Source organism: Paenibacillus lignilyticus (assembly GCF_017942085.1).
Taxonomy (GTDB): Bacteria; Bacillota; Bacilli; order Paenibacillales; family Paenibacillaceae; genus Paenibacillus_Z; species Paenibacillus_Z lignilyticus.
Genome location: NZ_JAGKSP010000007.1, coordinates 292,833 through 303,700, shown reverse-complemented (window position 1 = coordinate 303,700; position 10,868 = coordinate 292,833). Strand labels below are relative to the sequence as shown.

Here is a 10,868-nt window from a genome sequence, read left to right as displayed (position 1 = left end):
CGCCGCCGCCATGCGGCTGCGCCGCAGCCCCCGCGCTCGCCGCCGCGGCGGCGAGCAGAGCATGCAGACCGGCCGCGGCCATCCCCGCCGCTCCGGTCACGAACACGGCGTCGCCGGGCTGCGCGCCTGCCCGGCGAATCGCCTTGCCCGCCGGGGCGGTGCCCACGACCGTCACGGACACAACCAAGTGCAGCGGCGAACTCGTCGTATCGCCGCCAACCACCGCGACGCCGTAATGCTCGGCGCACGCGTAAAGCCCGTCATAGAGCCGGCGCATACGTGCCGGCCCCCATGCCGGCGGCACGCTCACGGACACGAGCGCATGCCGAGGCACGCCTCCCATTGCCGTGATATCGCTGACGTTCGCGGCCAGCGCCTTCCAGCCGATGTCGGCCTCGCCCATCGTCGCGTCGTTGAAATGGACGGTCTCCACCATCGTGTCGACCGCGAGCAGCCACTCCAGGCTGCCGCTACTCTCACCCGGCGGCAATCCTACGACAGCCGTATCGTCGCCGATGCCGAGCACCACGCCTTGCTTCGCGAGCACGGACGGATGTTGGCGGTCATCCGTCCAATTTCGAATGCGCTCAAACTCGTCCAGTTTCTCCGCCTCCAGTTGCCGGCCGCAGCCTTATTTTCAAAGTTAGTTGTCCCTATTATATCGGTCAGCACAAAGACCCGCAACAAAAGCAGGCAAGGCCATGCTTGGTTGCACAGCCTTGCCTGTATGAATGTCTGCGAGCAGACCTGCTTGATTGCCTGGTTAGTGGATGGCTCGCTTCTTGAAGCGTCCGCCTTTGACGTCATGGATGTTGCCCACCGCGAGAAACGCTGTAGGATCGAGTTCCATGACAATGGACTTCATCTTCGCTTCTTCCAGACGCGTGATGACGCAGAAGATCACGCGCTTCGTCCCGCCCGAGAAAGCACCTTCGCCATGCAAATACGTAACGCCGCGGCCGAGCCGGCTCATGATGGCATCTCCGATTTCTTTCGATTCTTTACTGATAATCCAGACCGACTTGGATTGATCGATCCCCTCTAAGGTCACGTCTATGACTTTAAAAGCAATGTAGTAGGCTATGAGTGAATACATCGCGCTGTCCCACGAGAACACGAAGCCTGCGCTCGCCAGGATAAAAAGATTGAAAAACATGACAATTTCGCCGACAGAGAATGGTGTTTTCTTCGTGAACAAGATCGCAATGATCTCCGTTCCATCGAGCGATCCGCCGGAACGGATAACCAAACCGACCCCGATGCCGAGAATAACGCCGCCGAATACCGGTGCCAGAAACGGACTGTACGTCAAAGCCTGGACCGGATGAAGCAGGGTCGTGCCGATGGACATGACCACAACGCCGTAGAGCGTTGATATCGCAAATGTTTTACCGATCTGCTTGTAACCGATAACGAGAAACGGCAAGTTGAACAAGAATAGAAAGAGACCGAGCGGCAAACTAGTCAGATGAGCCACGATGATGGATATACCGACTATTCCGCCATCAATAATGTTGTTTGGTACGAGAAAAATCTCAAGAGCTACGGAAACGAGCCCTGCACCGACGGTAAGTAATACAATCCGTAGCAGCAACTCCAGCTTGGTAAGCTTATAGTGCTGTTTCGCCATACTTTCCCCCCTCTAGTGATAAAACTTAAAAATTAAGCTTATTGATTCATTATACCCGAATTTAGCTCGATTTCCAAGAATAAGCACGTCTTTTCGCCATTTATATTTCGTTATGTCTCGAAATCGTCAAATTCCGAACGTTTTTCAATATTCATTTATTTGAAAATAATCGTTTCTCTAAAAAGACCCTCGGCATCCAACGATCGGTGTCCGAGGGCCTTGCTCCTGTGCCGCTTCTTATTCGTCGCCTTCTTCTTTCAAGCGGTCGACCGAAACGGTTTGCGTATTAAGCGGGTCTGAACCCACTTGAACGGTTGCCATGCCATTGGCTTCGTCCACATTTTCAATCCATACCGACTTATCGCCCAGATGAACGGCAAACGTGTCCTTCGAGCTGTAAATCTCCATTGCGCGTTTCGTATCCACTGCTTAATCCCTCGCTTCAGGCTCCATTGTATCCGTGGTGGACTCTGCAATTAACCCGTTGTTCAAGGTCACTTGCCCGCCGCCTAATCCTTCATTCACCATCCGGTCGATGTCCATAAAATAATCATCGCGGCCTTCATGCTGCTTATCGTTGCCGTTCCCAGTCGGGGAATTGCCCGCTTCGGTCATTCCATATGCCTCCTTTAGATGATGAAGTTGGTTCTTGCTACACGAAAATATGCCCGAACAAGCTTACTTTCATGCATTCGGGGAACAATGACCGTATAGGACTTTAATCCATTTTAATGTGAGGGGGAAATGAGATGCATACCGTATGGAAAGGGGCCATCAGCTTCGGTCTCGTGCATGTGCCAGTCAAAATGTTTTCAGCTACGGAAGATAAGGACATCTCTCTGAAAATGATCCACCGCGACTGCGGCAGCAACATCTCCTATATCCGCAGATGCCCTACCTGCGACGTTGAGGTCGATTGGGACGCCATCGTCAAAGGCTATGAATATGAGAAAGGCCGTTATGTGCTGTTCGAGAAGGACGAGCTGGAATCGCTGTCCAGCGATGCAACCAAGACGATTACCATCCTGGATTTCGTCGCGCTCGAGGAAATTGACCCGATTTATTTTCAGAAAACCTACTATCTCTCACCGGATCAGGCAGGCGGAAATGCGTATAACCTGCTTATGGAGGCCATGCGCCAGTCGGGTCGGATCGGGATTGCCAAAGTGTCGATACGTTCCAAAAGCTCGCTTGCTGCCATTCGCATCATCGATGATTGCTTAGCGATGGAAACGATTTTCTACCCGGATGAAATCCGCTCCGTCGATCAGGTGCCGGGGCTGCCGGAAACCGTCAATGTGAACGAGAAAGAGCTCATGATGGCGCGCATGCTGATCGAGCAGCTCTCCACTCCGTTCGAGCCGGCCAAATATACCGACGATTATCGGGAGCGTTTGATGGATCTCATTCAGCACAAAATCGCCGGCGAGGACGTTCGCGTCGCGCCGGAGCAGCAGCGCACGAATGTGCTTGACCTGATGGCCGCGTTGCAAGCCAGCTTGGAGGCGGTTAAGCTGCCGCCGAATACGCCCGGCGGCTTGGATACGAATGCGGCCGGAGCCGGCGGCGGTGCAGCGGGTGCCGGTGGGGCCGCGGGTGGTGCGGCTGCCGGCGCTTCCGGTGCCTCAGGCGCTGCCGAGGGAGCCAGCGAGGTCGTGGCCAAAGTGAAAGCGCCGCGCGCTCGCAAAACGAAGAAGGACACGGTGTCATAGGCGATGGAACAGCCATGGTCCGAGGAATCGCTTCCTGATGTAAGCTTGCATCAGGAAGCTCGCTATGAGCAGCCGTTGCCGCTGCCGGTTGAGCCGATGGCTCCTATCTCTGATGATGAGCTCCCTGTCGGCAGCGAATGGGGCTATCAGCTGAAATGGGACGGCGTGCGCATCCTTGCCCGCTTGAACGGGTATGGGCAGGTCGAGATATTTTCGCGCAAGCTGTACTTAAAGAATAGTATTTATCCTGAAATTACGTCGCTGCTGGAGTCTAAGGCAGCGGCACTGGGCCGATGCCTGCTGGACGGCGAAATCGTATGGTGGGATGGCGTACGGCCGAATTTTCAGCATGTGCTGAAGAGAGAACGATCACGCGGGCTCTTGCGGCAGCCGCTACCCGAGCCTATTGGCGGCGGTTTAGGTGCTAAAGCAGGTGCAGGTGCGGATGCAGGTTCAGGTGCGCGAGGCGGGCTCGTCTTGGTGCTGTTCGATATCCTCGCAGACGCTTCCGGCGATTTGCGCCATCACCCCTATGAGGAGCGGCATCGGCGGCTCACCGCGCTATGTCCGTCGGATGATCCGCGTATGTTCGTGACGGATCTGTTTCAGGATGGTGCTGCGTTGTGGGAATGGGTCCAAACGAATAAATGGGAAGGCGTTGTCAGCAAGCGGCTGGACAGCCCTTATCGGGAAGGCAAGAAACATCGCGACTGGCTGAAGAAGAAGATCGTCCTTGTCCTCGATGTCGATATAGTCGGACTTAAGTGGCGGGGCGGTATCGTCGCGAGTCTGGTGATGGAGCATGAGGGCTATTATCTCGGCAGCGTCTCGCTTGGGCTCAATGATGCGCTTCGCAGAGTGCTGGCCGCGACTTTCAAGCCGCAGCATTCGCATTTGGCGGTAGTCGCTTGTCCGTTTCCGGCGGTGCCGGAGGATCTGAAGCGTGAAGAGATCCAGTGGCTGTCGCTGCCGTTCAAGTGCCGGGTTTCCGGCCTCGAGCTGACTTCTGCCGGGCAGCTTCGCCATCCGAAGCTGGTTACCTTTCTTCCGAAGGAGCCGCTGTCATGAGCCGTTCTGTGAAAGGAACCGTTGTTGTTGATGGGCAGGAGCTGACCGTAAGCAATCCTGAGAAGCTGTTATGGCCGGAGATGGGCATAACGAAGGCGATATTTTTGCAGCGGCTTGCTGCGTTGTCGCCATGGTTATTGAAGCATTGCCAGGATCGGCTGCTGACGACCATTCGTTTCCCGGATGGGGTGAATGGGAAATCCTTTTATCAGAAAAACAGCCCCTCCCCTACACCAGCTTTTGTAGAAACCGAGACCCGGGAGGGCATTCACTATGTGAAACTGACCTCCTTGCCCGTGCTGCTATGGCTCGGCAATTTGGCTTGTCTCGAATATCACGCATCCTTTGACCGAGTGAGCAATCCCGAGCACCCAACGGAATGGGTGCTTGATCTGGATCCTACCCTTGAAGAGGAGCCGCGTATTATGGAAGCAGCCCTGCTGGTCGGGGATCTGCTGCGATCGCTCGGCATCTCCTCCGTGCCCAAAACATCTGGAGCTACAGGCGTGCAGGTCATTATTCCGATCGTGCAGGATCTCACCTTCGATGAGCTGCGCCGTATCGGCGAATTTGTCGGCGCTTTTCTCGCTGACAAGCACCCCGGCCTATTCACCATCGAACGTTTGAAAAAGAACCGCGGCGACCTCATCTACATCGACTATCTGCAGCACTATCAAGGCAAAACCATCATCGCCCCCTACTCCCCGCGCGCCCGCCGAGCCGCCAGCGTATCCACGCCGCTCCACTGGGACGAAGTACGCCGCAACGTCGCGATCGCCGACTACAACCTGCTGAACATCGAGGATCGACTGCGCAAAGAAGGCGACCTGCTGGACACGGTCGCCCCGCAGTCGCTCCGCTCGATCCTGCAGTTTATCGGCGGCGGGAAACGCTGATTGAATGAACCAATCCGGCGGGATATCCGGCTGCAGCATACACTGCGCTGAGGGTAACGGATATTCCGCCTCAGCGCCGCAACTGTCGAAAAAGCAACCTCTCTCGAATTGGCTCCACCTTCATATGCGGCATATCCGCTTATCGTGGTTCAATTGGTTCGATCAAGGCGCCTTAAGCGGATATTACTCTAACACTGCCCGATATTGCTGAAAAGTAACCTCTCTCGCATGGGCTCCACCTTCATAAGCGGCATATCCGCTTATAGATGTACTGGACTGCAACTCCGGAGCACATTTGCCACATTCATAGCACTCGCTGTAGCGAGATAATAGTCCTCGAAGCTGAGAGTTCCACTATGCGACTCTCAGCTTCTTTTCTCGATTTCAGTTCCATTTCGAGACTCTCAATGCCCGTCATTGGCGAAACCATGGGCATCTTGAAGCTGAGAGACGGGGTTTCCGACTCTCAGCTTCTTTTTCCCGCGAATTCGACTCTGAGAGTTCCATTTCAAGACTCTCAACGCCTGCCATTGGCGAAACCATGGGCTTCTCGAAGCTGAGAGACGGGGTTTCCGACTCTCAGCTTCTTTTTCCCGCGAATTCGCCGCTGAGAGTCGGATTCTACGACTCTCACCCTCCCACATTGGCGAAACCATGGGCTTCTCGAAGCTGAGAGACGGGGTTTCCGACTCTCAGCTTCTTTTTCCCGCGAATTCGCCGCCGAGAGTCGGATTCTACCACTCTCACCCTCGCACATTGGCGAAACCATGGGCGTTTCGCCGCTGAGAGACGGGTTTTCCGACTCTCAGCTTCTTTTTCCCCCGGTTTCGCTGCTGAGAGTCGGATTTCTACGACTCTCGCCCCGACGGCGGAATTCATGCGCGGAGCGAAACAAAACAAAAGCCGGACCAGCAAAGCCGGTCCGGCCTCCAACAAACTAACCTAAAATCGTTTCAATGCGTGCAAGCACGTCTTCCGACAGCTTGATACCGGAAGCGGCTACGTTCTCGATGACCTGCTCCGGACGGCTGGCGCCGACTAGAGCGCTGGCTACGTTCGGTTGGCGCAGAATCCAGGCGAGTGCCAGTTGGCCGGTCGAAATTTCGAGCTCGCCCGCAATTTCGGACAAGGCGCGTACTTTCGCAAGCTTCTCGTCCGTGATGCCTTTGCGCATCCACTCGAGCTTCGAAGCGCGGCTGCCCTCCGGAAGATCTGCCGCGGACGTGTATTTACCTGTCAGCAGCCCTTGTGCAAGCGGCGAGAACACCACTTGTCCGATACCGTTCTTCTCCCCGTAAGGAATCACTTCTTTCTCGATGTAACGCTCGAACATGTTGTAGATCGGTTGGCTTACTACGATACGGTCGAGCAAGTAACGGTCAGCTGTACCAAGGGCATCGGCCATTTGGGAAGCTGTCCACTCGCTGACACCCGCGTACAGCACCTTGCCGGAGCGGATCAGATCGTCGATCGCGCGCAGCGTTTCTTGCAGCGGCGTTTCCGGATCATAACGGTGGCAGTAGAAAATATCCACATACTCCGTGTTCAGACGCTTCAAGCTGGCATTCGCCTGCTCGATCACATGCTTGCGGGACAAGCCGCGGTCATTCGGACCGTCGCCCATTGGCCAGAACGCTTTAGTTGCGAGCACGTAGGATTCACGCGGGAACTGCTTAATCGTTTCGCCAAGCAAAATTTCCGCAGCTCCGCGCTCATACACATTCGCCGTGTCGAAGAAATTGACGCCAAGCTCGTACGCCTTCTCGATTGCTTTTACCGCATTCTCGCGTTCCACATAACCGCCATATGTAAGCCAGCTGCCCAAGCTGACTTCACTCACCTTTAGTCCGCTGCCGCCCAGTCTTCTAAACTCCATTTCTCCAACCTCCTAGAGATAATTGCAGTTCCCTGCATACGCTGTCTAACCAACGCACCCCCTATTCTACTTAACTCATTATAGATTTTAAAGTAGTGAAATAATTGTCATTATATTATACTTAATATATATACTATACTTTATGTAACTAATTATTAACGGAGGATTACCTAATGTCCGCAAACAATTATGTCCCGAAGGTACCGGCCGTCATCGACTGCAATATTGAGAAAACGCTGGATGTTATCGGCGGAAAATGGGCCTTTCTTGTGCTGCGCGAGCTATTTTGCGAGAAGCGCCGTTTCGGAGAATTGCAGCGGCTGATTCCTTCCGTCAGTCCGCGAGCACTAACGAGCACGCTGCGTCATTTGGAGGGACAAGGGGTGCTAGAGCGCCATGTGTTCCCGACCGTTCCCGTAACTGTTGAATATTCGCTGACACCTAAAGGCGTCGATTTGCATCAGATTTTGCATGAAATGAAGCTGTGGGCTGCCAAGTGGACCTAAACTTGAATCAACAAAAAAGAGCAGGGCATTCACATCGCGACGTGAACCCCTGCTCTTTGCTATAATCCGAACCATAACCGCTACAGTCCAATAATCTGTTTAATTTGCAGCTGACGTTCCGCGGACAAATCCACGAACTCTTCGCCTACTCGCACTAGAGGCGCTTCCTCGTCATGCGGATTAATAAATACGATCTCGCCTACGCGGTCATCCGTGAGGACGACTTTCTGACCGATCATTTTAGTCGTAATATTCTCAAGGAATACCGACACGATATGCGGGTCGAGCTGCCCGAAATAGCCTTCACGCAGCTGACGAACCACCTCATAGAACGGCAGCGCTTTATGGTAAGGCCGATCGGAGGACATCGCATGGAAAATATCCGCCACCGCTACGATTTTGCTGAAGTTATCGATTTTATCCGAGGTTAACCCGAGCGGATATCCTCTGCCGTCTTCGCGTTCATGATGCTGAAGAGCAACTAACGCAGCACGGTAGCTGATGCCTTCGGTTTTCTTCAGGATTTCATAGCCGTAAATGGTATGTTTCTTCACGACTTCGAACTCTGCCTCTGTCAGCTTGCCCGGTTTGTTAATGATTTCCGGCGGGATTTTCACTTTACCTACATCATGCAGCGTTGCCGCGAGAGTAAGCGCTGTCAATTCATCTTCTTTTAAATTCAGCCATTTGCCAATCATCGTCGACAATACGCCTACCCCAATGTTGTGCTGATACGTATAATCACCCTGCGCCTTGACCGCCTCGAACAGCTCGAAAATATTCGGATGGCTGGCCACGCTCTTAACGGCGGGAATAATATTGTTCTGCAGCTCATCCATCGGCACCTTGCCTGTTTCCCGAATGGAGTCATACATTTCCTTGGCACGGATTGTAACCTGACTCACGGCGTAATGAGGGGTACTCGATTTGGCGTTCTTCGCCGGCTCCACTACATCATAGATAACGGAAATATGTTCAATCTTGTGCTTTTCCAGTAGAATTAAGTGCTCTTCTTCCAGCACGATGTTAGCGGGCAGCACGGTTACGCCAAATGCATTCACGACTTCATTTTTTAAGGTTTTCCCCAAATAGTTTCGCATAGCGCCTCCAACAAAAGTCGTACTTGTCCCTTTTTCCAAGGTAAATGTTTACTATTACCTCTACTGTACCATGCTGATGCAGCCATTGTCCTATGGTATTGTTTTACAAACTGCAAGAATGAATCTAAAGTACTACTCCAAACATCAAAAAGAGCCTCCCTTCTCTACCAAGAGGCCCATTTTTATCGGTTTGATCTCATCCTTTACAATTCGCCGGTCATCAATGCCGTTGTCCATCGGTCTATCATATATGGAAGCGCAGGTGCGCTTCTGCGTTTACCGGCGCGACTGCGAGGAGCAGCCGTCGGCTCTTGCTGAGCTCCGCGCTTGCGGAGCGTTGATTTGGAGCGGTGCAGCACCATTTTGACGGCGGGTACCGTACATTGCAGCTCATCGGCAATATCCTGGTAAGAATAATCGAACACCTCTGCAAGCAGCAGCATCTCCATCTCGCGTGCGGACAAATGCTCGGTCACCCATTCCAGCGTCCCGCGAATGGCGGCATAGTTGTTATCGTAATACGGCAGTTGAAGCGCCTCATCGATCGGAACGGTAATGCCGCGTCGTCTGCGATGTGCGTCAATATGCACGTTGCGCGCGATTTTGTACAGCAGCGATCTAGGGTGACGAAGAATGCCGGTATCCCGATAATGCTTGAACGCCCGAAGCAGCGCCTCCTGCAGCAGATCCTCCGATTCCCACTTGGATGCGGTCAAATAATAACAATATGTCCGCACATGCCGGAGATGCGGCTTGATGGCTTCTTCGAACTCGGTCCACGGCTTCATGCTCTCTGGTCTCCCTCCTGCTTTTGTCCTGTTTCACTGATCCCGACTCTCAGTCTAACAGGCCATTGTGAACATGATGTGAAAAAGAAGAGGAATTAAGATGAATTTTTAAGAAGACTGAACAACTGAGCAGCAGCAGCTTCTGTCCACTCGGTAGTATGCGCTATCGCCTCTTCCAAGGTGCATGGACCCGGGACGATGGAGAATGCGCTCGCCTTCCCCAATTGGCTTAGCTCGCCTATCGATAACCCCCTCATCCCGCACAAAATAATAACCGGTACGCCAAGCGGTCCTGCTGCTCCGCACACTCCTGCCGCTACCTTGCCGGATAACGTCTGCTCGTCCAGCTTACCTTCACCGGTAATGATGTAGTCGGCATCCTTCGCGGCTGCGGCAAATCCGCTTGCTTCCATAACAACTTCAATGCCGGGGCGGACCACCGCATTCATGAAACCGGCAATGCCAGCTCCCATGCCACCGGCAGCTCCTCCGCCAGTTAAGGTCAACACGTCGATCCCGCGTATGGCGTGGATTTGCTCGGCGAATTTGCGCAGCCCTTCATCGAGGACTGCCACCATCTCCGGCGTTGCCCCCTTCTGCGGACCGAAGATGGCCGATGCGCCTTGCGGACCGCACAGCGTGTTGGTTACGTCGCTCGCGATCGTAACCCGCGATTCCGCTAGCCGCGAATCCAGGCCGGAGTCATCCAGCTCCGCGAGCTTGCTCAGCGCTCCGCCGCCTTCGGCGAGGGGCTGGCCTTGTGCGTCCTGCAGCTGCAATCCCAGCGCTCGCAGCATGCCGGAACCGCCGTCATTGGTCGCGCTGCCGCCAAGGCCGATAATGAATTTGCGATAGCCCTGATCCAGGGCATGCTTGATCAGCTCTCCTGTGCCGCGGCTTGATGTCAGCAGCGGCCGTCGCTCTTCCGCTGTTAGGAGCGGGAGCCCCGATGCTTGCGCCATCTCGATAATCACGGTCTCGCCATCGCCCAGTACACCATAGGCAGCTGTCATCGCGCGGCCAAGCGGATCGGTCGCCGCTGCCTCTATTCGCTTGCCTCCTGTAGCGTGCACTAGGTTGTCCAAAATGCCTTCGCCGCCATCGGCCAGCGGCAGCTCCAGCAGCTCTGCCTCCGGCATGACGGACCGAATGCCTTTGGCAATTGCGCTGCACAGCTCTTTTGCCGTTGCGGAGCCTTTGAAAGAATCGGGTGCAATGACTACCTTCATACGTTATCTACTCCCATCGTCGCCCTAAAATATCTATGCTGTTATTATAGCTCGCTGCCGGCA

12 protein-coding genes are annotated in these 10,868 nt (G+C 54.2%); 4 read left to right on the top strand and 8 right to left on the bottom strand.

All coding sequences use genetic code 11. From position 1 onward, the window contains the following. The 4 genes from I8J30_RS18970 to I8J30_RS18955 all read right to left on the bottom strand — a co-directional run. Positions 1-529: thiamine-phosphate kinase (locus I8J30_RS18970; RefSeq protein ID WP_338044894.1), on the bottom strand; the 529-nt coding region annotated here is incomplete at its 3' end. 234 nt (positions 530-763) lie between these two features. Further along, complete coding sequence (locus tag I8J30_RS18965) at positions 764-1,630, bottom strand: YitT family protein (protein WP_090984221.1); 867 nt, start codon at positions 1,628-1,630, stop codon at positions 764-766. A 237-nt stretch (positions 1,631-1,867) separates the two neighbouring features. After that, positions 1,868-2,056 carry an H-type small acid-soluble spore protein gene (locus tag I8J30_RS18960; RefSeq protein WP_091223602.1) on the bottom strand — a complete coding sequence of 63 codons (189 nt, stop codon included), beginning with the start codon at positions 2,054-2,056 and terminating at the stop codon, positions 1,868-1,870. A 3-nt stretch (positions 2,057-2,059) separates the two neighbouring features. Continuing rightward, positions 2,060-2,245, bottom strand: coding sequence for a hypothetical protein (locus I8J30_RS18955; protein ID WP_091223600.1), 186 nt, complete (start codon positions 2,243-2,245; stop codon positions 2,060-2,062). A 134-nt stretch (positions 2,246-2,379) separates the two neighbouring features. On the opposite strand from I8J30_RS18955, the gene ku reads away from it, so the two are divergent. The 3 genes from ku to ligD are packed head-to-tail and all read left to right on the top strand — an operon-like array spanning position 2,380 to position 5,306. Further along, the gene (gene ku / locus I8J30_RS18950) at positions 2,380-3,342 is read left to right on the top strand and encodes a non-homologous end joining protein Ku (protein WP_210660716.1); all 963 of its coding nucleotides are present in this window, start codon (positions 2,380-2,382) and stop codon (positions 3,340-3,342) included. A 3-nt stretch (positions 3,343-3,345) separates the two neighbouring features. Then, positions 3,346-4,410, top strand: coding sequence for an ATP-dependent DNA ligase (locus I8J30_RS18945; RefSeq protein ID WP_210660714.1), 1,065 nt, complete (start codon positions 3,346-3,348; stop codon positions 4,408-4,410). Then, entirely contained in the window at positions 4,407-5,306 is a 900-nt protein-coding gene (gene ligD / locus I8J30_RS18940) for a non-homologous end-joining DNA ligase (RefSeq protein WP_210660712.1), read from the top strand. Before I8J30_RS18945 ends, ligD begins: the two co-directional genes overlap by 4 nt. Positions 5,307-6,243: 937 nt before the next feature. On the opposite strand, the gene I8J30_RS18935 is transcribed toward ligD, so the two are convergent. Continuing rightward, positions 6,244-7,182 (bottom strand): aldo/keto reductase family protein, encoded by a 939-nt coding sequence (locus I8J30_RS18935; protein ID WP_210660710.1) that lies wholly within the window; start codon positions 7,180-7,182, stop codon positions 6,244-6,246. Between the two features lie 173 nt (positions 7,183-7,355). Between I8J30_RS18935 and I8J30_RS18930 the strand changes: the two genes are divergently transcribed. After that, on the top strand, positions 7,356-7,688 hold the full coding sequence (locus tag I8J30_RS18930) for a winged helix-turn-helix transcriptional regulator (protein ID WP_210660708.1): 333 nt from the start codon (positions 7,356-7,358) through the stop codon (positions 7,686-7,688). A gap of 80 nt (positions 7,689-7,768) precedes the next feature. Here the strand turns inward: I8J30_RS18930 and I8J30_RS18925 are convergent, their stop codons facing one another. From I8J30_RS18925 to I8J30_RS18915, 3 genes are all read right to left on the bottom strand, one after another. After that, on the bottom strand, positions 7,769-8,788 hold the full coding sequence (locus I8J30_RS18925) for an HD-GYP domain-containing protein (RefSeq protein WP_210660707.1): 1,020 nt from the start codon (positions 8,786-8,788) through the stop codon (positions 7,769-7,771). A 203-nt stretch (positions 8,789-8,991) separates the two neighbouring features. Next, on the bottom strand, positions 8,992-9,576 hold the full coding sequence (locus I8J30_RS18920) for an RNA polymerase sigma factor (protein ID WP_210660705.1): 585 nt from the start codon (positions 9,574-9,576) through the stop codon (positions 8,992-8,994). A 95-nt stretch (positions 9,577-9,671) separates the two neighbouring features. Then, positions 9,672-10,805, bottom strand: coding sequence for a glycerate kinase (locus I8J30_RS18915; RefSeq protein WP_210660703.1), 1,134 nt, complete (start codon positions 10,803-10,805; stop codon positions 9,672-9,674). Between the last annotated feature and the right edge of the window lie 63 nt (positions 10,806-10,868).

Bases quoted from the DNA above. Each gene is read 5' to 3' on its own strand.
- I8J30_RS18965 (WP_090984221.1), bottom strand. From the start codon at position 1,630: ATGGCGAAACAGCACTATAAGCTTACCAAGCTGGAGTTGCTGCTACGG.
- I8J30_RS18955 (WP_091223600.1), bottom strand. From the start codon at position 2,245: ATGACCGAAGCGGGCAATTCCCCGACTGGGAACGGCAACGATAAGCAG.
- ku (WP_210660716.1), top strand. From the start codon at position 2,380: ATGCATACCGTATGGAAAGGGGCCATCAGCTTCGGTCTCGTGCATGTG.
- I8J30_RS18945 (WP_210660714.1), top strand. From the start codon at position 3,346: ATGGAACAGCCATGGTCCGAGGAATCGCTTCCTGATGTAAGCTTGCAT.
- ligD (WP_210660712.1), top strand. From the start codon at position 4,407: ATGAGCCGTTCTGTGAAAGGAACCGTTGTTGTTGATGGGCAGGAGCTG.
- I8J30_RS18935 (WP_210660710.1), bottom strand. From the start codon at position 7,182: ATGGAGTTTAGAAGACTGGGCGGCAGCGGACTAAAGGTGAGTGAAGTC.
- I8J30_RS18930 (WP_210660708.1), top strand. From the start codon at position 7,356: ATGTCCGCAAACAATTATGTCCCGAAGGTACCGGCCGTCATCGACTGC.
- I8J30_RS18925 (WP_210660707.1), bottom strand. From the start codon at position 8,788: ATGCGAAACTATTTGGGGAAAACCTTAAAAAATGAAGTCGTGAATGCA.
- I8J30_RS18920 (WP_210660705.1), bottom strand. From the start codon at position 9,576: ATGAAGCCGTGGACCGAGTTCGAAGAAGCCATCAAGCCGCATCTCCGG.
- I8J30_RS18915 (WP_210660703.1), bottom strand. From the start codon at position 10,805: ATGAAGGTAGTCATTGCACCCGATTCTTTCAAAGGCTCCGCAACGGCA.